Source organism: bacterium (genome assembly GCA_016708025.1).
GTDB lineage: Bacteria > Zixibacteria > MSB-5A5 > GN15 > FEB-12 > FEB-12.
On the sequence record JADJGQ010000001.1, the window covers coordinates 172,302 to 194,558 of the forward strand.

The following is a 22,257-nucleotide window of genomic DNA, read 5'->3' on the forward strand; positions in this document are numbered from 1 at the left end:
GGGGGACCGATTTCGGAGTTATGATGACAGGGTACACGGGGGGATTTTAGGTACCATTTTGGACGCCGCCATGGTTCATGCGCTGCATGACGAGGGGTTTAACGATCCGGTGACTGTGCGGCTTGACATACGATACCGCCGTGCAGTAGCACCCGGTAGTTTGATCGTGGTGGCCGCGTCGATAGAGAAACGCCGAGGAGGGATGGTTTGGCTGGAGGGGTCGCTCTCAACTGGCGGTACTGACTGCGCCACTGCCACCGGTGTTTTTCGCGTTGAGAGTCGTGATCTGACCACACTTCGCCTTGCAGAAGAACCGCCCTTGAGCCACGACGAACACTCGGGAATCTAAGAAGGAAAGCGATCTGTCGTTTCGCGTCATTCCAAGTCGAAAGTTCTGCATAGTTTTGGTCATGAGCAGGTACCCGATACGTCCACCTTTGACCAGCAAAAGGCTCTATTCAACTCTTTGTTGAGCAACGGCTTGTCACTGGTCAGGGCAGGTGTCCTTTAGCCGTTGCCCTTTTCCGGAAAAGCTGTTATCATTACCGATTGTAGCTAATCCCCTTGCTGTATAAGGGGAAAAACTCTGTGGGAAGGGTTACATTTGTTCAATAAGGTGCTTATTGCCAACCGAGGGGAAATCGCGCTGCGCGTTATTCGTGCTTGTCGCGAATTGGGGCTTACCACCGTGGCGGTCTACTCCGAGGCCGATCGTGATGCGGTCCATGTCCGCTTCGCCGATGAAGATGTCTGTATCGGCCCTGCCTCCGCCAGTCAATCTTATCTGGATTTCAAGCGGATCATTGCCGCTGCCGAGGTGACCAATGCCGGGGCGATTCATCCCGGGTACGGTTTCCTGGCCGAAAACGCTGATTTTGCCGAGATCTGCGAATCGTGCGGCCTGACCTTTATCGGACCACGTCCGAATTCCATCCGACAGATGGGTGACAAGGCGATGGCGAAAAACGTCATGCGCAAAGCAGGCGTGCCGGTGATTCCCGGATCCGACGGCGTTATTTCCGGATTCGAAGAGGCACGCGAGGTCGCCGAGAAGATCGGTTATCCGGTCATCCTGAAGGCAGTCGCCGGCGGCGGCGGCAAAGGGATGCGTATCTGCAAAGATGATATGGAGCTGGAGAGGAATTTCCATATTGCCTCTACCGAAGCAGCCAAGGCATTCTCCAATCCCGATCTCTATCTCGAGAAAGTGATCATCAATCCGCATCACGTCGAGATCCAGTTGCTGGCCGACCAGCATGGGAATTACTACCATTTTGGTGAGCGCGACTGCTCGATTCAGCGCCGCCACCAAAAGCTGATCGAAGAGACCCCGTCACCGCTGATGACCCCGGAGCTTCGCCTCCGTATGGGTGATGCGGCGATCAAGGGGGCGAAGATGGTCGACTATATCGGTGTCGGAACGATGGAGTTCCTCGTTGATGACCATGCGAATTTCTATTTCATGGAAATGAACACCCGCATCCAGGTGGAGCACCCGATCACCGAAGAGGCGTACGAGGTCGATCTGCTGCAGAATCAGATCAAGGTAGCACTTGGTGAGAAGATCATCTACAATCAGGCGGAGCTGACGCCGAAATGGCATTCGATCGAGTGCCGCATCAATGCCGAAGATCCGGACAAAGATTTCCGCCCGACGCCTGGTCGGATCGAGGCGATTCATATCCCGGGCGGTCCCGGCGTACGGGTTGACAAGGCGGTCTACGCCGGATATGTCATACCGCCATATTATGATTCGATGATCGCAAAGCTGATCGTGCGGGCGCGGACGCGCCGCGAAGCGATCGCCAAGATGCGTCATAGCCTCGATGAATTCATCGTCGAAGGCGTGCCGACAACGATCTCCATTCACAAGGAGATACTGGAACATCCCGATTTCGTCGCCGGCACCTACTCCACTTCGTTCCTCGAGACCCAGTTCAAACGGGAAAAAGGGAGTGTACCCTCAAAAAAAAAGTTGGTCACTTTAAGGCGGTCGGGAGAGTCGATCTCGGTCGACGTCCCAATCGCAAAAACCGACACGACGATGCCTGAAAACGTCACCGTCGGTGCCGAAGAAACGAAAGAATAAACTCCGGAGGTTTTCGGTGAAGGTCCTGGCAGAACTCAAATATACCAAAGAGCACGAGTGGGTGCGAGTTGACGGCAATGTGGCAACTATCGGAATTACCGATTTTGCCCAGGGTGAACTTGGCGATATCGTTTTTGTCGAGCTCCCCGAGATCGGTTCGTCCGTCGCACAGATGGGGAAATGCGGAACGATCGAGGCCGTCAAGGCGGTTTCGGAAATGTTCTCGCCCGTCAGCGGCACCGTGAAGGAGATCAACTCGTCGCTCGACGGCGACCCGATGATCATCAATCGTGATCCGTACGGTGACGGCTGGATGCTCAAAGTTGAGGTCAGCAAACCCGCCGAACTGGCACAATTGCTCGATGCCAACGGTTATAAGCAGTTATTGAGCGAACACTAAAAGGGAACAGCGGACTATGCGTCCGCGGGCTAAGGCAAGAAAGCTGTACTATGCAAAATCCGTATATACCGAATACCGACGATGATCGTCGCAAGATGCTCGATGTGATCGGCGTAAAGTCGTTCGAAGAGCTGCTTGACGCGATCCCGGCGAACCTTCGGCATAACCGCCCCCTCGACATCCCGCGCCTCTCCGAGCTGGAACTGCTCAAAGAGATTCAGGAGATGTCCAGCCGTGACCGCGAAGGTCTGGTCTGTTTTGCGGGTGGCGGAGTATATGATCATTTTATCCCTGCGGCAGTCGGGACGATCATCTCCCGTCCGGAATTTATGACGGCCTATACGCCGTATCAGCCGGAAGTGGCGCAGGGGACATTGCAGGTTATCTACGAGTTCCAGACCCATGTCTGTCGTCTGCTGGGCATGGATGTCGCCAATGCATCGATGTACGACGGCGCCTCGGCGGCGGCCGAAGCGGTGATCATATCAACTGCCGTCACCAAGCGCAACAAAGTGATCATTGCTGAGTCGGTCAACCCGCTCTACCGTGAGGTGATCAAAACCTACGTGCAGGGTCGGGATGTTGAGATCATTACGATTCCGATGAAGCAGGGCGTGACTGATCTTAATCAGTTGACCGCTAAGATCGATGATAAGGTTGCCTGTGTGCTGATCGGACAGCCGAACTTCTTTGGGATGCTTGAGGAGATCGAGCCGATCGAAAAAGCGATCCATGCGGTTGGCGGCAAGCTGATCATGCATGTTGATCTGGTCGCACAGGCGTTGCTCAAGACGCCGGGCGAATACAATGCGGATATCGCGATCGCCGAGGGACAACCGCTGGGCATCCCGGTCTCGTATGGTGGTCCGCTTCTTGGGGCGTTTGCAGTCAAGAAAGATATGGTCCGGTTTATGCCGGGACGTATCGTGGCGCGAACCAAGGACCTGGATGGAAAGCCCGGGTTTGTGCTGACACTGCAGACCCGCGAACAGCATATCCGTCGCGAAAAGGCAACCTCGAATATTTGCACCAATCAGGCGCTGTGCGCTACGGCAGCTTCGGTCTATATCAGCCTGCTCGGCAAAACCGGCTTGAAGAAAGTCGCGTTGTTGTCGGCGGAGCGTGCTCATGATGCCGCCAAGCAGATATTCGCAATCGACGGTTTCCAGCCGTATTTCAATGGACCATTCGTGCGCGAGTTTGCGGTCAAAACGCCGCGACCGGCTCAGGATGTTATCCAGGCGTTGCTGGAGCGTGGCTTGCTGGCCGGCGTGGATGCCGGACGCTGGTATCCTGGTCTGGATGATTGTCTGGTGATCGCGACGACTGAGAAGAGAAGCGATCTGGAGATCGGACGGCTGGTCGCAGGACTCAAGGAGTTTTCGGCCAGTGGCGTTTTGTCCCGTATGTAAGGCCGAATGGCAGGCGGAAACCTCCGCATGCCCCATCTGCGGCAAAGATATGCCGAAGGTGGCTGACGATGATACATGGACGATGATCGGCGAGATCGAAGATACGCTGTCGGCGGATTTCGCCCGCGAAACGCTGGCGACATACGATATCCCGGCGGTGATCGTCTCCCGCTCCGGGTACTTTGGCCAGATCGGTCTGACGCTGACGGCCTTTTACTCGGGGAAACAGGCACTTTTTGAAGTGCGCGTTCCGACCGGTTGTGTGGATGAAGCGACCGAGCTTCTGGAAATGACGCTCGGCGACAAGTGGCACCGAAAGGAATGAGCGTTGTTTTGTCCGCGATGTGAGTATGAATTTATGAGTGGCATTACTGTCTGTCCTGATTGCCAACTGGCCCTGGTGGATACCAGACCCTCGAGCATCCGTGCGGCTGTCGCACCGGATGATAGCTGGGTCGAGGTTTGCGGCGTGAAAGAGAATGACCGCGCCCAGGCCGCCAAGTCGGCGCTCGACTCCAACAATGTCCCCTCGGTGTTGTTGTCTTCGCGCTTTCTCTCCGGGCAGTCGACGCCGGATTCGGATCTGGCGGATATCTCCAATGAGATCACGGTTATCATGGTTCCGCGGGAATTCCGGGATGAAGCTGAAATAGTAGTGGAAGGCATTCTCGGGGATGAATTCATCCCGTTCGAGGATGACTAAATCTTAATCAGGTGGAGTGAGTGGTATGAAGAAAATGTTCCTGACGCTCCTCGTCGCAATGTTGGCGATGTTTGCCGGATCGGTGATGGCCGACGAGGTCGCCCCGACGGCCGCGAGCAAGCCGCATGCCCCGTATCTGACCAGCATGGATGAAGCGCTGGCCAAGGCTTCCAAAGAAAACAAACATCTGCTGGTTGACTTTTACGCCGATTGGTGAACGTGGTGTAAGAGATTGGACACGGTCGTGTTCGTAGAACCAAAAGTTATCGATTACTTCACCAATGAAATGATCCTTGCAAAGATCAACGGCGATGTGGATACCACCGTCGCACGAAAGTACTTCGTCTCGGGATTCCCGACCGCAGTGATGCTGGGACCGGATGGCAAGGAAGTCGACCGGATAGTTGGCTTTGCACCACCCGATGAATATTTGAAGATGATTCAGGATTACAAGGCGGGCATCGGCACTCTGGATGACCTGCTGAACAAGGCGAAGGACAGTGTCGACCGGAGCCTGTACTATCAGATCGCCGACAAGTACAAATACAACGGCGGATCAGACCAGGCTACAGAGTGGTTCGGCAAAGTGATCGCCGCTGGGGCACCGACCGATTCGCTGTCCGGCGAAAGCCGCATGGCGCTGGCTGACCTGCAACGCAGAGCCAAAAAACTGGATGACGCGTTTGCGTCGTATGTGCAGATCGAGAAGGACTTTGGCGGAAATGTATTCTCCGAAGGAGCCACGATCTGGCAGGCGATCATTCTTCGCCAAAAAGCAGATACCGCCGGGGCGATCGGCGCATTCGAGCGGTTTATTGCAACCTATCCGAAATCCGAAGATGTCGAGTATGCCAAAAAGCAGATCGACAAACTGAAAACTCCGCCACCTCCGAGCGGAAACTAAGCGAACGGACAGCTGACTGTCCGAAATGAGAGAACGAACTGTGAGTGAGTCGAATCTTATTTATGAGAAATCCCGTCCCGGCCGGATCGGTTACACGCTTCCGGAACTGAGCAAGACGGAGTCCGATATTCTGGCTTCGATCCCGGCGAAATTCCGCCGCGCAGAAGATGCCCGTTTACCGGAGATCAGCGAAAACGAAGTGATGCGCCATTTTGTCGGTTTGTCGGTGAAAAACCACCATATCGACAAAGGATTCTATCCGCTTGGGTCCTGTACGATGAAGTACAATCCCAAGTTGAATGACAAGGCGGCCTCGTTCTCGGATTTCCAGGAGCATCACCCGCTGGCTCCCTGTTCCAGCGCCCCTGGAATTCTGCAACTGATGTGGGAGCTTCAGCAGTTCCTCTGTGAGGTTTCCGGTTTTGCCGGTATGTCGTTGCAGCCGGTTGCCGGAGCGCAGGGTGAGTTCGCCGGGCTGTTGATCATGCGCGCATACCACATGGAGCGCGGCAGTCACCGGACGAAAGTGATCATTCCTGATTCCGCCCATGGCACCAATCCTGCCTCGGTAGCCGCGGTTGGGTTCTCGACGATCGAAGTGAAATCCAACGAACAGGGGATCATCTCGCCTGACGCGATCAAAGCAGTTATGTCTGACGAAGTCGCCGGGGTGATGATGACCAATCCGAATACGCTCGGTCTGTTTGAGCGGAATGTGAAAGAGATCGCCGATATCGTCCATGCTGGTGGCGGCCTGATGTATATGGATGGCGCCAACCTGAACGCGGTGATGGGTATATTCCGTCCGGCGGATACCGGGTTTGATATCATGCACTTCAATCTGCACAAGACCTTTTCGACGCCGCATGGCGGCGGCGGGCCGGGTGCCGGTGCGGTTGGTGTGCGCGCTGATCTGGAGAAATATCTCCCGCTGCCGGTGCTCGAACGTGAGCCACATCAGCGGAAGTTGTTCTTTAATTATGACCGTCCGCATTCCATCGGTCGTTTGCACTCGTTCTTTGGAAACTTCGCGAATATCGTTCGCGCCTATGCCTATATCAAGGCGAACGGCGGCGAGGGTCTTCGCGCGGCCTCCGAAAATGCCGTGATCAACGCCAATTACCTGAAGAATCTGGTGAAGAAGGATTACGATCTTCCGCATGAAACTCATTGCATGCACGAGTTCGTGATCTCCGGAAATCGCCAGAAGAAGCTTGGGGTGAAAACCTCGGATATCTCCAAGCGGATACTCGATTTTGGCATGCACGCGCCGACCAATTACTTTCCGCTGATCGTCCCCGAGGCGATGATGATTGAGCCGACCGAGTCGGAAAGCAAAGAGACGCTTGACCGGTTCGCCGAAGTGATGGCGCAGATCGCGCGCGAGGCGGAGACCAATCCGGAGATCGTGACTTCGGCGCCGACCACGACGCCGGTCCGTCGACTGGATGAATCATATGCCGCCCGGACTTTGGATGTTAACTTTCAGGGTTGAGTGACGGGACAATTCTCTTGCGAAATGAAGCCGATGCTCCTAATTAGGGCATCGGCTTTTTGATAGTTATGCTGAGAACAGAACATCTGACATTCAGCTATCCCTCCGGCAAGCTCGCGCTTGACGATGTCTCACTGTCTATTGGTTCGGGTGAGCGTGTCGCAGTGATGGGGGCGAATGGCTCCGGCAAGTCAACCCTCGCCAGGATTATAGCCGGGCTTGCCGAACCAACTAAAGGCACTCTTCAGATTGATATTCCGCAATCGCTCCCGCAAATCTCGCGTATCGGCATTCTCTTTCAGAATCCGGACAATCAGATGGTGTCGTCCGTGGTCGAAAACGAGATAGCCTTCGCGTTGGAGAATCTGGCTGTTCCAATGTCGGAAATGGAAAAACGAGTGATCGCGGTCCTTCGACGTTTCGGGATAGAGCATCTTCGCACCCGACTGACCCATGAGCTATCCGGTGGGGAAAAGCAGCGCGTGGCGCTGGCCTCGGTGATGATCGCCGATCCACGTATTTTGATCCTCGATGAGCCGGACTCTTTTCTGGATGTCTCGGGCAAAGAGATTCTCGAGGCAGAACTAAAGCGGTTACACGCGGAGCAACCGGATCTGATTGAGATCAGGATCACACAATACCCCGATATCGCCGCAACGTATCCCCGCTTGATGGTCTTTGCCGAGGGGAAACTGGCGGCCGACCATTTGCCTGCGAAGATCTTCGCCAACGAAGCATTTTGTCTTAAGGCAGGGATACTGGCATCGGACTCAGCCTCTTCCAAAGGAGCCGCCGAGAGTTTTGCTCCCTCGACTGCACCGGGAATGCCGCATTCCATAGAGATCAAAGAGCTGTCGTTTGAGTATGTCGAGGATCAGCCGGTGATAGACGAGTTGTCGTTTACCTGGAATCGTGGAGAGGTCGTTGGTCTGGTGGGCGACTCCGGTTCAGGGAAGACCACGCTTGGATTGCTCCTTTCTGGACCGCTCAAACCTGGCAAGGGAGAGATTCTCTACTTTGATGCCGACAACCATCTGTTGAGTCTGCAAACAAAACCGGGATGGGTTGCCGCCGTATTTCAACAACCCGAACGACAGTTTTTTCTTTCAAGTTGTCGAGAAGAGATCGCGTTTGGTCCGAAGAATCTCGGTCGACATTTGACTGAAAGCCAGATCTCCGCGTTGATGGAGTTGGTCGGGCTCAACCCACACGAATTCCTGCTTCGGGATCCGTTTACGTTATCGATGGGGGAGAAGCGGAGACTTGCTTTTGCGACCATACTTTCCATGCATCCGCCATTCATTGTATTCGACGAGCCGACCTGCGGGCTCGATCCAGCCGGGGTCGGCAAGTTTATCGAACTGGTTCGCCATCTCAAGCAATCCGGAATCGGTCAGATCGTGATTTCGCACGACCATGCGCAGTTGCGCGGGCTGTGTGATCGCTCCGTTTCACTTCGGCGCATGTAAATCAATTAAAGACAATCTGTTAGCGAACCTTCACGAGTCAACTTCTGCCATTTTGACAGATGTCGGCTCGGCCGCTTGACAGGTGCCCACACACTTTCTATAATTACCTATCCATGGATTCCAAATCGATTCTCAAATTCATAGCCTCCAAAGCGGACCGCCCGCTGAAAATGAAGGAGCTGGCTCGCGCGCTGGATATTCCTCAAGAGGAGTATGCCAGGTTTCGCAAGACCGTGAAAGCGCTGCTGGAAACGGGCGAACTGGTCATGCTCAAGCGGAGCCGTATCGGTCTGCCCGAAGAGCTGAATGTGGCGGTAGGCACGGTACAGATCACTCGCAGCGGCAATGGCTTCCTGATTCGCGAAGGGAAAGAGATCGATCTGCTCATCCCGCCGCATGCGATCGGGACTGCGCTGGATGGCGACAAAGTTATGGTCCGACTGACCGGCCAATTCAATGGCCGCGAATCCGGATCGGTCATCAAAGTGCTGGAACGTGCGCCGCGCAATATCGTCGGCGTATTTCGTCGCACCAAAACGATGATGTATGTGCAGCCGGACAATCCGCGGATCCATCGCGATATCTACATCCCCCCTGACGCCACCATGGATGCTGAGGAGGGGGAAAAGGTCGTTGCGCAACTGGTCGCCTGGGACAACCCGCACCAGAATCCAGAAGGTAAACTGATCGAGCGGATCGGTTTTCCGGGTGAACCGGGTGTGGATATGCTGACGGTGATACGCGGGTTTGGTCTGCCGACTGAATTTCCCGAACAGGTTCTGGCCGAGGCGGAACGCGCCGCCGCCGCTCTGGATGATATTGATACCACTGACCGGGTCGATCTGACCAAAGAACTGGTCTACACGATCGATCCCGAAGATGCCAAAGATCATGACGATGCTGTGTCAGTCGAACGCAATGACCTGGGCTTCAAGCTGGGTGTGCATATTGCTGATGTTGCCCATTTCGTACAGGAAGGTTCCGAACTAGATATGGAGGCCTTCCGCCGCGGCAACTCCGTTTATCTCCCCGGGATGGTGATACCGATGCTTCCGGAGGCACTTTCCGCCGACACCTGTTCCTTGCGCGCAAATAAGCGAAGGCTGGCGCATTCGGCGATCATGCAATTCGACCATAAAGGGAAGATGCTTTCGTGGACGATCCAGGATAGCGTTATCAAGTCCCGCGCCAAGTTGACGTATGAAGAGGTACAGCAATTCTTTGATACCGGAATGGCTGACAGCAAACTGGATAAGGTGATGGAGAACCTGCTGGTCGCTCGGGAGCTTGCCACGTTACTAACGAAACGCCGCTTTGCCGAAGGATCGCTCGACTTTGATCTTCCCGAAGCCAAGATCGTGATGAACAAGAAGGGGGAAGTGCTCGAACTGGGACACCGGGTGCGACTTGAGTCGCACCGATTGGTCGAGGAGTTCATGCTGGCGGCGAACCGTGCGGTGGCCCTCGAAATGATGCGTGCAGCGCGACCATTCCTTTATCGAGTGCATGACAAACCCGATCTGGAGAAACTCGAAGCATTTTCTCAGTTGATGACCCGCCTTGACTACAAGTTTGCGGTTTCGCCGAATATGAAACCAATACAGATCGCCCGGTTTCTCGATTCGATCAAAAAGCAGCCGGAAGAGGAGTTCATTAACGAACTGCTTTTGCGCTCTATGAAAAAGGCGGTCTACCAGCGGGAGAATATAGGACATTTCGGATTGGCGTTCAGCCATTACACGCATTTCACCTCTCCGATCAGGCGCTATCCGGATCTCATGGTCCACCGCCTGTTGAGGCGTCATCGCACGGGGCAATTCACTCCGGGATTTGCCAAGAAGATCCTGCCGCTGATCGACCAGGTCGGGAGCCATTGTTCCGAGACGGAGCGTACGGCCGAAGCGGCCGAGCGTCAGGCGATCAAAGTCAAGCAAGTGACTTTCATGGCGAACCGTCTTGGCGAAGAATATAACGGCGTCATCTCCGGTGTGACATCATACGGTTTTTTTGTCCGCCTCGAGAATATGGGGGTTGAGGGGTTGGTCAGGATGTCCGCCATCGATGATGACTACTACCAATATGACGAGAAGAACTACCGCATAGTCGGACGCAGAAAGAACAAGGCATTCAGGTTGGGGGACTCAGTCAGGGTGGGGGTAATGTCGGTCAATACCGTGCGGGCTGAGATCGACCTTTTCCTGCCGGATCTCAAATCACCCCGTCGGGGCCTGGAAGTTCTTTCTCCGACCAAACCGCGGGTTAAAAACCATCCCGCTTTCCGAAAGGGACGCAAGAAGCGTCGCTGAGCATTGCGCACACATATGGTGAAGCCAAACCAACGCATAGTCATTCTGACCGATCCCACTCACCAGATCGCCACCGCGATCAAGTGGGATTCGCTTGGCCAAGTGGTTACGGAACTTTCTGAACTGTACCAGATAGTGAAAGAACGACAGATCGAACTGGTGCTGGTTGAAGAGAGCCGACAGGATCTCACTCCGGCAGTGGCTCTTCGACTCCGCAAGTTTTCTCCGATCGCCGAGATCTGGCGTGTTGTGCATACCCATTTCGGGCCGGACGAACAAGAACGACTCTTCGACGGTTATCTCTCCCGCGATCTGGGCGAAGAAAGGCTGACTGAGCGAATCGGCGCGATACTGGCAGATATAGAATTACTACGTCGTTACCAGATGGTGGGCAGATCTCCGAAACTGAAGGCGGTTGCACGGACGATCGAGAAGATCGCCCCGACCGAGGTACCGGTGATGATTGTCGGACCATCCGGTTCAGGGAAAGAACTGGTGGCGCGGGCGATCCACTCAGACTCTTTGCGTAATAAGCGCCCGTATGTGGCGATAAACTGCGGCGCTCTGGCCGAGGGAGTACTCGAGTCAGAACTGTTCGGCCACGAACGTGGAGCTTTCACTGGATCTGTCGCCAAGCGCGAAGGACTTTTTCATAAAGCACAGGGGGGGACGATCTTTCTCGATGAGATCGGCGAGACCAAACCGGAAACGCAGGTCAAATTGCTTCGCGTGCTCGAGGATGGGACCTACTATCCGGTGGGATCATCGGAGGCGCGCAAGGCCGATGTTCGCGTCATTGCCGCGACCAATCGCGACCTGACTGAGGCGATCTCGGAGAGGCAGTTCCGCGAAGATCTCTATTTCCGTATCAGTGTGGTCAAGATAGTCCTTCCGCCGCTCTACGAGCGGAGACAGGACATTCAACCGTTGCTGCATCATTTCTGGGCGCAGTCCGGGGTTGAATATTCCGATGCTGCTCTCGATCTGCTGGTGCGCTACGACTGGCCGGGGAATATCCGACAACTGCGGAATTTCGCTACTCGCATGGCCGCGCTCAAGCCGTCAGGGGTGGTGGATGTCAAGGATGTCGAGCGATTCATCGAAGAGCAGAATTCCGGCGCGACGCATCTTCCCGTTTCGACCGGACGGACAGTCGAGCAGGCAGGGCAGGAACTGATCTATCGCGCGATTCTGTCGCTTGGCACTGAGATTAAGATGCTTCGCGACCTGATCACTTCCCATTTGCCGAGTGAGATCGAACCGGTAACCGGCACGCAAGTCAGTCCGGTCCCCGCCGCTACTATGGATGAAATGGAAAAACGACTCATAGAAAAAACATTGGATGAGACCGAAGGGAACCGCAAAGAGACTGCGCTTCGCCTCGGTATCGCGGAACGAACACTCTATCGCAAGCTCAAGAAGTATGACCTGAGCTGATAGGGGGGAACATGAAGATCGTTGCCGGCATTCTGTGTGCCGGGCTATGCTGTCTGCAGGCAACGGCGGGAGCTTCCGATACCAACTTTCCATCGGAAGATGAGATCTATGAAGCCTGGGTGACCGGCGAAATAGATTTCGACCAGTACCAGTTGCTGATGGAGGCGGTCCAATACGGGATCGACCCATCACTTTTTGACCTTGCGGACCTGTCGACCGATTCGCTTGACACGGAGGAGGAAAGCGGCGGAAAACCGCCCAAACCTCGCAAGCGAAGGGAATCGCAGGCAGTGACTGCACGGTATCAGTTTTATCAGGTAATGGATGAACCGGAGCGCTCTCGCTATGCGGCCCTGCTCAAGGGGAAACCGTCGGCACACTGGCAATTTCTGGTCAGGACGAGAAAAGAGACATCCGGGCGTGAGCGGTTTGTCGGGCGAACGCTCTCATATAGCGATGACAGCGGCCTGGTGCGTGAAGTGACCTTGGGGTCATTCAGCCGCAAGTTCGGCCTTGGTTCGGCAGTGAGCTATCGCGGGAAGCTGTTTGACCGGCCTGACGAACTGAATTGGGAGAGCTTTCTCTGCCCGGACTACGGTGGGTTTAATGGCGGAAGTGTCAGACTCCAGAGTGGCACGATTGAGATGACAATGTTGACTTCTTACAATCGCAATGATGAGTACTCCCTGCAGACGGAGGCGGCGTGCGTTGCCACTACCAAAGGGAGAGTGCGGCCGTCGGTTACTCTGGCGACTACTGCACTGCGTAACAGATCTTCCGACGAGACACTGCATGATCATAAGGCCGCTGTCACGATGCAACTCCACTCCTCAGGCAGTGATATCACGCTGGAGTATTGCGCGCAAACAGGAGCCAAAGAGGCATACGGGACATTGCTCGCCGATGCTCGGATCAGGACTGAATTCGGTCGAGTGGCTATCTCCGGCTGGAGGTATGACCATTCATATCTGGCGCTGGCTTCAGGCGGCAGATCGGCGGCGATAAGTCATTCGCTGGAGTTGGCCGAGATCGACTTGTCAATTTCGGATCGTCGTGCCGGTCAGACCGGCATACAAATAGGGGTTGAGAGTAAACTTGCGAAAGCGGTCCGCTGGTCTTCGAAGGCGATGGCCGCCTGGCTGAATGCCGACAGTTCGGTTCAGCAACTGCGCAGTGAAATTGCCTGGCAGGCAGGATCGCGCTGGGAAGCAGGGATACAATATTATCTTGGTCGAACGGAGCGAGGGGTAAAAGACAGCCTGTTTCACCGTATACGAGGTAGCCTTCGCTATGCGAGTGAGCAATTGAACGTCAAGACTGTTGTCGGTCAGAGTGCCACCGAATCCGGCAATGGCGCCTTTTCCTGGCTGACAGATCTGAGATTCCGGCCATCCCCGGCTACTGAATTGCAGTTCTGGTCGAATTTGGCCCGGTACATGAATGGCCGAATCGACTATTGGTATCTTTTTGCCAAAGTGAAACAGCAGATCGGAGCGACAGTGACAATCGCCACCAAAGTGACGGAGAGATATTCCGCTGATGCCAGCGATCACTATCAGAGGACTTTCGGACTGGAAGTGAGCGCCGCGCTATGAAGAGATCGCTGCTTGCACTCTTAGTTGTTCTCGGGTGTGCCGTGTCGCTGAATGCCGGTGTTCTGGTGAATGAGGCGCTGGTAAACGAGCCAGGCACTTCTGTAACACTGGAGTGGATAGAGATATTCAACGATTCTTCTGAAGCATTGGAATTAAACCGGTGTGTCCTTGTCGTTGACGGTACTAACATCTCACTGAATGGATACGGGTTTCTTCCTGCCAACAGCTACATGATCTTCTGTCGACGACTGATCGGCACGGCCGGTTCTCCCGGTTTTGAGACGGTCTGGGGAGACAGTTCCGGTCTCTGGGGAGATACGCCAGAGGAGGCAGGGCTTCGCATAGCCGAGGAGACTTTCTCGCTTCCCAACAACGGTGGATTCATCCGACTCTATTTGGTAAGTACACTTCTTTCCGAATTGACCTGGTCGGACATTGGTGGCGATGGTTATTCCTGGGAGCGGATCTCCGCTTCAAATGATGCCGGTGTCAACTCAGTCGACCCTACCGGGTCAACTCCCGGCAGGACCAACTCCGTCAGTCCGGTTTCGCTCGATCTGGAACTTGATTCCGTCTGGACAAACTCGTCCATTGGCGGTGCTGATATCTCGGTCGCGATCTTCAATCGCGGAGATGATACTGCGAAAGTGCAGTCAATCCTGCTCTACCGTCGACAAGCAACTGATTCTACTGACACACAGGACACGATCCTTACCCAGGCTATCGAACCACTGGGGCCGGGAAGGCGGGACACTCTTCAATTCACCCTCGAGGAAAGTGGGATCTACGCCCAGATCGGCCTTCGACTCAGTCCGGATGACCGCACTGCCAACAACAATGCCTTTATCAGGGTGACGGGACAGGCATATCCTCCATTGATCCTGTCGGAATTTCTCCCGGATCCGGCGATTCCGCTCGGCAGCGAGTGGGTAGAGTTGCACAATATCTCGGACACGACCATCAACCTGGCAGGCTGGAAGATCGGTGATGAGCTGAATCTTCGTGAGATCGTTCCCTCCTCCACGCCAGTTTTTCCGGGGGAGCGTCTGGTCATCGCACAGGATTCGCTGGAGTTTCGTTCGTTTTATGACGAATTCGATGGCCGGATATTTGAGCCATCCTCCTGGCCAAGTCTCAACAACGGCGGCGATTTGATCCGGCTCATCGATTCATTTAGTCTTAGCGCCGATTTCTATCAGTATATAGAGGGATTCGAGGGGAACTACACTTTTTCACGTGACCAATCCGAACAGCCGATCGGCCCATGGTTACGCTCGGCAGCATCGGGTGGCACTCCCGGCGAATCGAACACGGTCTGGACGCAGCCGACCGGTGAGCATACTACCATCTCTGTGATCCCGAAAATTTTCTCGCCGGACGGCGACGGATTCGAAGATGCCACGACCCTGCATCTGACCGTGGTTGATGCTTCGGCCTACACGCTCAAGATCTACGATCGCACGGGCAATCTGGTCAAGACCCTTCTCGACAGCGAACCATTGACCACCGGCACGATCGCCTGGGATGGGAGATCCGATGCGGGGAATCGATTACCGATCGGGATCTATATCTGCTACTTTGAAGCAGAGGGAGTAGAGTCGGTCAAAGAAACGGTGGTGATAGCCCGATGAAACGCTTTCTCACCATTGGCGCAATTGTCCTACTCTTATCCGGCAGCACATCGGCCTATGACTTTCTCACCGGGCGAGGGACCGCCTTTGGGCAGGCAATTTTGCTTTCTGAACAATCTCCCTCGGAATTGCTGAATCTACCGACCGGCAGTTTGCAGTTGGGAGAATTTCGCGTTGAAACGGCTCTTAACCGTGCGTTTGATCTGAAGGACTTTGACCAGTTCATGTTGGCCGCGGCGGGAAGAAAAGGGAAATTCAGCCTGGCAATTGGATTCTCCCAGTTTGGTCGGTCCGAACTCTACACCGAACAGACGGCCAAGGGGACACTTGCGTTACATATCGACTCCCTGACCATTGCGGTCGGCGGTTCATATCGGATACTCGGATTTGGCGGTACGTATGCTGACCTGAGCGCCGCAACTTTCCATGCTTCGGCAGCCTATCGCTATCGCTCGTTCTCCGCGGCGATCGGGGCCGACAATCTAACCTCACCTTCGCTGAATGATGGCAGTCCGGCAATTCAGCCCGTCTATGTGTCGGAAATAGAGTATCGAGGCGGCAAGAATCTGGCGTTAGTCGGAAGAGTGCAATTGCAGGAGATGGAGCGTCCGCGTTTTTCGCTCGGGCAGTATATTGGTCTCGGGAATAGCGCAGCCCTGATGCTTGGCGTGATCACCGCGCCGACTCAGCCTGGCGGTGGGATTGAGTTTAATTTCAAAAGGGGACGGATCTCCTACGGAGCCTCAGTTCACCCGGTATTGGGGCTTTCGCAAACACTTTCGATCTCATTTGGCAACCGGCAGAGGAAAGCAAAGACCGGAGGCGAATTTGAATAAACGCGCCGACATCGAAATGCTGGAGCTGTCCACCCTTGCGTCGTATGCTGCCAAGGCGAGTGAGTCGCGGGGGCGTAGTTTCCCCGAACCTGAACACCCCTATCGCACCGCCTTTCAGCGTGACCGGGACCGGATCATTCACTCGACCGCTTTTCGCCGCATGGAGTACAAGACTCAGGTCTTTCTGCCGCATGAAGGAGATCATTTCCGCACCCGCTTGACCCACACTATCGAAGTGGCGCAGATCAGCCGAACTATGGCGCGTTGTCTCCGCCTCAACGAGGACCTGAGCGAGGCGATTGCGCTCGTTCACGATCTGGGGCATACGCCGTTCGGTCATGCCGGCGAAGATGTGCTGAATGAGCTGCTGGCTGGCCACGGCGGCTTCAATCACAATAATCAGTCACTTCGCGTGGTAGATCTGCTCGAACAACGGTACCCCGATCACCCCGGGTTGAATCTGACATTCGAGGTGCGTGAGGGAATAGCCAAACATGAAACGACCGTGAAATTGCATCGACCGGAGTTTGACCCGTCGGCGCGGTCATCACTGGAAGCCTCGCTGGTTGATATTGCCGATGAGATCGCCTATAATGCGCATGATATCGATGATGGACTGGCCGCGGAACTCCTTCGGCTGGAGGAAATTGCAGAGCTGGGGATCTGGACCAGACCGGGGCGGCATCACCCCACGGACGGACCCAAGCTGTCGCATCGAGAACAGCGCTTCACTTTGGTCAGGCACCTGGTGAACAGCGCCACTGTTGATGTAATGGAGCAGACAGCCGGGGCAATAGATCGATTGAGGATCGTGACCCAGGCCGATGTTGCATCATCGCCTGAACGGATCGTCGGTTACTCGGCATCCATGAAGGAAGAAGTTGCCGAGCTGAAGCAATTTCTCAAAGAGAAGCTGTACCGACATGCTCACATGGCTGAGATGTCTCGCCGGGCAAGACAGATAATTGAACTACTTTTTGAACGGCTGAACAGTCGGCCGGATCTGATGCCCGATCGGTTTCGCGAAATGCTGTTGACAGAAGAGCGACCGATCGTCGTGGCTGATTATATTGCCGGAATGACCGACCGATTCGCCGAAAAGCTATTCGGCGACCTTTCGTGAGGGAGAATCGCCGGACACGGGCGTGAGACTATGGACCGCACATCACGAGAACAAAAGAGAACCAATCGCGAATTAAATTCGCAACACCTGGCGGCTCTTGAGCGGGATGGCTCCAATCTAGGTGTCGCCCATACTACCTGCCATCAGTTCGAAATGCAGGACGATATCTCTGTGGGGATCCTCCGGAGTCTCCTTTTGGGCAGTGGATTCCATGTACTCAAAGTATCAAAACAACCGTTGGCCGAACCGGGCAAAGTCGATTTCCATTGGCGGCTGGAAGCTGAATTGAAAGTGATCCCGATGCTTCCCAGCCTGCATGAGATGACCGATTATTGTTGTGACCTGGCGCGCATGGCCAACGCCGACTACCATGGCTGGTATGCACAGCCGGTAAAAAATCAGTAACCAACCCAGTGAGGTGCCGGTATGATCCGCATATGCCTGCTGATGGCGGTGCTCGCATCGCATGCTATAGCCCAGCCTGACAGTGTTAACATCGCGCCACACCACATTGCCGCCGCGGAGACATTGCTCGGCATCTCCTTCTCCAACGCTGAACGCGACAGCATGCGTGAGTCACTGCAGGAGTATCTCGCTCTCTATCAGAAACTTCGGATGGTTCAGATCAACAATGCGGTCCCTCCGGCCATCCAATTCAATCCACTGCCGATCGGATTCCGGATCCCCGACCGTCAGGCGAAGATCAAATATAGCTCCCTGGGGAAAATCAAGCGACCGGCCGATCTCAATGCTCTGGCTTTTTACACAGTTCGAGAATTGGGTGAGTTGATACGAACTCGCCAGGTAACTGCCACTGAATTGACAACCCTTTGTCTGGAGCGACTAAAAAAGTATGATCCGCAGCTTCACTGCGTGATCACGTTGACCGAGGAACAGGCAATGCAGCAAGCTGCCAGGGCGGATGCTGAGATCGCGGCCGGGAAATACCGCGGCCCGTTACACGGCATTCCATACGGTGCCAAAGATCTGTTTGCCGCCAGTGGATACAAAACTACCTGGGGAACGCCTCCCTATCAGGATCAGCAATTTGCCGAGAATGCCACCGTCATCCATAAGCTGGAAGAGGCGGGAGCCATTCTGGTGGCCAAACTCTCGTTGGGAGAACTGGCGTGGGGGGATGTCTGGTTCGGTGAGAAAACGCGTAATCCATGGGATACTGCGCAAGGGTCCAGCGGATCATCGGCCGGATCGGCTTCGGCTGTCTCTGCTGGATTGGTTCCTTTTGCCATCGGTACCGAAACCTGGGGTTCGATCGTTTCACCCTCGACTCGATGCGGCACAACCGGGCTCCGCCCAACTTATGGTCGGGTCAGCCGGACTGGGGCGATGGCGCTCAGTTGGACAATGGATAAAGTCGGGCCGATCTGCCGGTCAGTTGAGGATTGTGCCGTTGTATTTGATGCTATCCGCGGCACCGACGGAATAGACCTAACACTGATCGATGCACCGTTCAACTACTCGCCGAAGACAGATCTCTCAAAACTACGGCTCGGCTACCTTGCGTCGGACTTCACGGCAGATACGAATTTCGCCACGACCAACAATGCCACTCTCCAGAAGCTCCGCGACATGGGGGTGGAGCTGATCGAAATGAGACTTCCGGACTACCCCATAGAGACAATGTCGATCATACTGAGTGCCGAGGCAGCAGCGGCGTTTGACGAGTTGACCCGGTCGGGGCGCGATGATCTGATGGTTCGCCAGATCAAGAATGCCTGGCCAAACGTCTTTCGCGCTTCACGGTTGATCCCGGCGGTGGAGTATATCCAGGCGAATCGGCTTCGCCACATGGTGATTCAAGAGATGGATCAACTGATGCAAGCTGTTGACCTGTATCTGGCACCTTCATTCGAGGGGAATAATCTTCTGCTGACAAACCTTACCAGTCACCCCTGTGTGGTACTCCCCAATGGATTCGATTCTTCCGGACACCCGGTTAGTATCACATTTGTCGGCCGTCTCTTTGATGAAGCTACGTTGCTGGGCGCCGCCAAAGCGTATCAGGATGCCACTGACTTTCATCTGAAGCACCCAGAGTCATTTAAGTAGTATCCTGCATTCAGTGAGAGTGCTGTTGCCTGGTCTGAAGTTTCCATTGTAGGGTTAATAGTGGGCGCAAACGTACAGTTTCTTTCGTCGCAATCTTAGCGATTTTCAAATCCTTACATTAGTCGGCCCGTCTTTTTCTAACGCGCAAACTTTGCGACCGATTTTCCATCATTCTTAGCAACAACCTGCTATATATTGCGTCTTGTCAGTGGTACAAGATATGCATGTTGCACTGCATTCGCGGACTTGAAACCAGGACGTATGAAAGGGACTATACTAAATCTCTGTAGCATTCTTCTCGCCGCTTCACTTCTTCACGCCAGCCCGCCAGACACCTCACAAATTACTGACTCGCGCGTAGAAGCCGCTGAGAAACTGATCGGCATCGATTTCACCCCCGCCGAGATCGATAGCATGATCGAGATCCTGACGCAGTACCGTCAGGACTATGAGCTATTGCGCAAATCACAACTCTCGTCCGGTGAGCAGTCCTCAATGTTGTTCAGCCCGGTCACTTCGGGGATGACGTTTGACCGGAAGAAATTGTCAATGGCGCTTAGTCCCGTCAGTTCTCTCGAAGTTCCATCTGATCTCAATGACCTGGCGTTTGCTTCGATCCGTGAACTGGGAGAACTCCTTCGTACAGGCAAAATCAGCTCCACGGCTCTGACCCAAATGTATCTTGCTCGCCTCAAGAAGTTTGGTGGCGATCTTCATTGCATAATTACTCTGACCGAGGACCTGGCTCTCAGGCAGGCGACTAAAGCCGATCAGGAGATAGCCGCGGGGGTCTACCGTGGCCCACTCCACGGAATCCCGTATGGCGTGAAGGACCTTTTTGATGTTGCAGGCTATCCGACCACTTTTGGCACCATGGCGTTCAAGGACAACATTGCGGCGAACACCGCCACGGTGATCAAGAAGCTGGAAGAAGCGGGTGCAGTCCTTGTCGGAAAACTCTCAATGGGAGAACTTGCCTGGGGGGATGTCTGGTATGGTGGGATAACCCGCAATCCCTGGAATTTGAATGAACGCTCCGCCGGATCATCCGCCGGTCCTGCGGCGGCGACCTCTGCCGGTCTGGTTCCCTTTGCGCTGGGGACGGAGACCTGGGGGTCAATAGTCTCCCCCTCGACCCGCTGTGGTGTCACCGGTCTCCGCCCGACGTTTGGTCGGGTCAGTCGCACTGGTTCAATGACGCTCAGTGGATCAATCGACAAAGTCGGACCGATCTGCCGAACTGTGGAAGATTGTGCGATCGTCCTGAACTGCATTATGGGTCCCGATGGCGAGGATCAGTCGGTCGGTGATCTTCCGTTCAACTATAACTACCGGGTCGATATTTCCAAGCTGAGGATCGGCTATCTCAAATCGGACTTTGACCGGGGTACCAACCGCGTCAATGATCTGAAGTCAATTCAGCAACTTCGACGGCTGGGGGCTAACTTGATAGAGGTTACGCTTCCGGATATACCGGTCAAAGCGATGGAATTTATCCTGACGGCGGAGGCAGCCGCCTCATTTGATGAACTGACCCGGAGCAATCGGGATGATCTGTTGGCTCAGCAACTGAAATCGTCGTGGCCGAACCTCTTCCGTGCCTCGCGCTTTATCCCGGCGGTTGAATATATTCAGGCGACCCGGTTACGGCATGAGGCCGCCGAGCAAATGAACAAGTTGTTCGAATTGGTCGACGTGATCATTGCACCGACTTTCGACGGCAACAACCTCTTCCTGACCAATCTGACCGGACATCCCTGTGTAGTGATGCCGAACGGATTTGATTTGCAAGGCATTCCAACCAGTATCACCATGGTTGGGCCGCTGTACGATGAGGCGACCCTGCTGGCGGTGGCAAAACAGTATCAGGATGCGAGCGGCCATCACCTGTTGCATCCGCCACGGTATATTCGACCGGGGCAAGAGCTCCCTGGCAACCGACTGACCACTCCGGGGGCCGGTTCCGCCTCGGCCGACAGTTCGGACAATCGACCCGGGATATTAAACCTCTGGTAGCAGACCGCATGGTCGGTGGTTATCCATAGACTGTCTGCCCAAAAAGTGTACACTTTCGCTCTATCATAAATATTCCCGCTTGGCATTTTTCGACTTTCGCTTATCTTCCGTCAACAGCCCCGCACTCTCTCCGCGGTAGCATCTGCACGATCGGGCTAGTCGGGCATTGAGGTTACATTCAGATATGAAAAGCAACGGCAAACGGAACAACGGTTATTTTATCATTCGCCAGTCCCGCATTCAGGGGCGTGGCGCTTTTGCGCTTACCCTGATTCGCAAGGGGACCCGCATCATTGAGTACGTCGGCGAACGGATCGGACCGGACCTGGAATTGAAGCGCTACAACGAAGAGGCCATGGAACGCCACCATACCTTCCTGTTTTCTGTCGATGAAATGACCACGATCGATGCCGGGATCGGCGGCAATGATGCCCGTTTCATCAATCACTCCTGCGACCCGAATTGCGAAGTTTTCGATGAGGATGGACGGATCTACATATTCGCCCAGAAAACGATCTACCCGGGTGAAGAGCTGACCTACGATTACCACTTCACCGCCCCCGGGCGTATCACCAAAGCACTGAGAGATTTCTATGTTTGCCGCTGCGGCACCGATGCCTGCCGCGGTACGATATTAAATATCGAACCCTCTGCTAACGGTAATGGCAAACCGAAGACCAACCGTCACCCCGGCCGACACACTGACCACAAGGTGACTTCGAAAAAGCACTAGCACTCTTCGAACAGGAGTTTTCTCTCTCCCCCCGAATC

Annotated in this window: 20 protein-coding genes; all 20 read left to right on the plus strand. The window is 54.7% G+C overall.

Annotation, left to right across the window (positions count from 1 at the left end; all coding sequences use genetic code 11):
* The first annotated feature begins 70 nt into the window (after positions 1–70).
* The 20 genes from IPH75_00720 (at position 71) to IPH75_00815 (ending at position 22,219) form a co-directional block, all read left to right on the plus strand.
* Positions 71–349 carry a hypothetical protein gene (locus tag IPH75_00720; GenBank protein MBK7140583.1) on the plus strand — a complete coding sequence of 93 codons (279 nt, stop codon included), beginning with the start codon at positions 71–73 and terminating at the stop codon, positions 347–349.
* A 255-nt stretch (positions 350–604) separates the two neighbouring features.
* Positions 605–2,089, plus strand: a complete 1,485-nt coding sequence (gene accC, locus IPH75_00725; protein ID MBK7140584.1) for an acetyl-CoA carboxylase biotin carboxylase subunit — start codon at positions 605–607, stop codon at positions 2,087–2,089.
* Positions 2,090–2,105: 16 nt separating this feature from the next.
* The gene (gcvH, locus tag IPH75_00730; GenBank protein ID MBK7140585.1) at positions 2,106–2,489 is read left to right on the plus strand and encodes a glycine cleavage system protein GcvH; all 384 of its coding nucleotides are present in this window, start codon (positions 2,106–2,108) and stop codon (positions 2,487–2,489) included.
* A gap of 50 nt (positions 2,490–2,539) precedes the next feature.
* Positions 2,540–3,901 (plus strand): aminomethyl-transferring glycine dehydrogenase subunit GcvPA, encoded by a 1,362-nt coding sequence (gene gcvPA / locus IPH75_00735; GenBank protein MBK7140586.1) that lies wholly within the window; start codon positions 2,540–2,542, stop codon positions 3,899–3,901.
* Positions 3,902–3,959: 58 nt separating this feature from the next.
* On the plus strand, positions 3,960–4,226 hold the full coding sequence (locus IPH75_00740; protein ID MBK7140587.1) for a hypothetical protein: 267 nt from the start codon (positions 3,960–3,962) through the stop codon (positions 4,224–4,226).
* A gap of 33 nt (positions 4,227–4,259) precedes the next feature.
* The gene (locus tag IPH75_00745; GenBank protein ID MBK7140588.1) at positions 4,260–4,604 is read left to right on the plus strand and encodes a hypothetical protein; all 345 of its coding nucleotides are present in this window, start codon (positions 4,260–4,262) and stop codon (positions 4,602–4,604) included.
* 25 nt (positions 4,605–4,629) lie between these two features.
* The gene (locus IPH75_00750; GenBank protein ID MBK7140589.1) at positions 4,630–4,821 is read left to right on the plus strand and encodes a hypothetical protein; all 192 of its coding nucleotides are present in this window, start codon (positions 4,630–4,632) and stop codon (positions 4,819–4,821) included.
* 27 nt (positions 4,822–4,848) lie between these two features.
* Complete coding sequence (locus tag IPH75_00755) at positions 4,849–5,508, plus strand: hypothetical protein (GenBank protein ID MBK7140590.1); 660 nt, start codon at positions 4,849–4,851, stop codon at positions 5,506–5,508.
* 25 nt (positions 5,509–5,533) lie between these two features.
* Positions 5,534–7,003 (plus strand): aminomethyl-transferring glycine dehydrogenase subunit GcvPB, encoded by a 1,470-nt coding sequence (gene gcvPB / locus IPH75_00760; protein MBK7140591.1) that lies wholly within the window; start codon positions 5,534–5,536, stop codon positions 7,001–7,003.
* A gap of 68 nt (positions 7,004–7,071) precedes the next feature.
* Complete coding sequence (locus tag IPH75_00765) at positions 7,072–8,472, plus strand: ATP-binding cassette domain-containing protein (protein ID MBK7140592.1); 1,401 nt, start codon at positions 7,072–7,074, stop codon at positions 8,470–8,472.
* A 113-nt stretch (positions 8,473–8,585) separates the two neighbouring features.
* Positions 8,586–10,778 carry a ribonuclease R gene (gene rnr / locus IPH75_00770; GenBank protein MBK7140593.1) on the plus strand — a complete coding sequence of 731 codons (2,193 nt, stop codon included), beginning with the start codon at positions 8,586–8,588 and terminating at the stop codon, positions 10,776–10,778.
* Between the two features lie 15 nt (positions 10,779–10,793).
* On the plus strand, positions 10,794–12,215 hold the full coding sequence (locus IPH75_00775) for a sigma-54-dependent Fis family transcriptional regulator (protein MBK7140594.1): 1,422 nt from the start codon (positions 10,794–10,796) through the stop codon (positions 12,213–12,215).
* An 11-nt stretch (positions 12,216–12,226) separates the two neighbouring features.
* Positions 12,227–13,810: a hypothetical protein gene (locus IPH75_00780; GenBank protein ID MBK7140595.1), complete on the plus strand. Its 1,584-nt coding sequence runs from the start codon at positions 12,227–12,229 to the stop codon at positions 13,808–13,810.
* Complete coding sequence (locus IPH75_00785) at positions 13,807–15,441, plus strand: lamin tail domain-containing protein (GenBank protein ID MBK7140596.1); 1,635 nt, start codon at positions 13,807–13,809, stop codon at positions 15,439–15,441. Before IPH75_00780 ends, IPH75_00785 begins: the two co-directional genes overlap by 4 nt.
* Entirely contained in the window at positions 15,438–16,277 is an 840-nt protein-coding gene (locus tag IPH75_00790; protein ID MBK7140597.1) for a hypothetical protein, read from the plus strand. Before IPH75_00785 ends, IPH75_00790 begins: the two co-directional genes overlap by 4 nt.
* A gap of 25 nt (positions 16,278–16,302) precedes the next feature.
* The gene (locus IPH75_00795) at positions 16,303–17,400 is read left to right on the plus strand and encodes a deoxyguanosinetriphosphate triphosphohydrolase (protein MBK7140598.1); all 1,098 of its coding nucleotides are present in this window, start codon (positions 16,303–16,305) and stop codon (positions 17,398–17,400) included.
* A 30-nt stretch (positions 17,401–17,430) separates the two neighbouring features.
* Entirely contained in the window at positions 17,431–17,805 is a 375-nt protein-coding gene (locus IPH75_00800; protein MBK7140599.1) for a ribonuclease E inhibitor RraB, read from the plus strand.
* Positions 17,806–17,826: 21 nt separating this feature from the next.
* Positions 17,827–19,470: an amidase gene (locus IPH75_00805; protein ID MBK7140600.1), complete on the plus strand. Its 1,644-nt coding sequence runs from the start codon at positions 17,827–17,829 to the stop codon at positions 19,468–19,470.
* A 261-nt stretch (positions 19,471–19,731) separates the two neighbouring features.
* Positions 19,732–21,486, plus strand: coding sequence for an amidase (locus tag IPH75_00810; GenBank protein MBK7140601.1), 1,755 nt, complete (start codon positions 19,732–19,734; stop codon positions 21,484–21,486).
* A gap of 184 nt (positions 21,487–21,670) precedes the next feature.
* Positions 21,671–22,219, plus strand: coding sequence for an SET domain-containing protein-lysine N-methyltransferase (locus IPH75_00815; GenBank protein MBK7140602.1), 549 nt, complete (start codon positions 21,671–21,673; stop codon positions 22,217–22,219).
* Positions 22,220–22,257 lie beyond the last annotated feature (38 nt).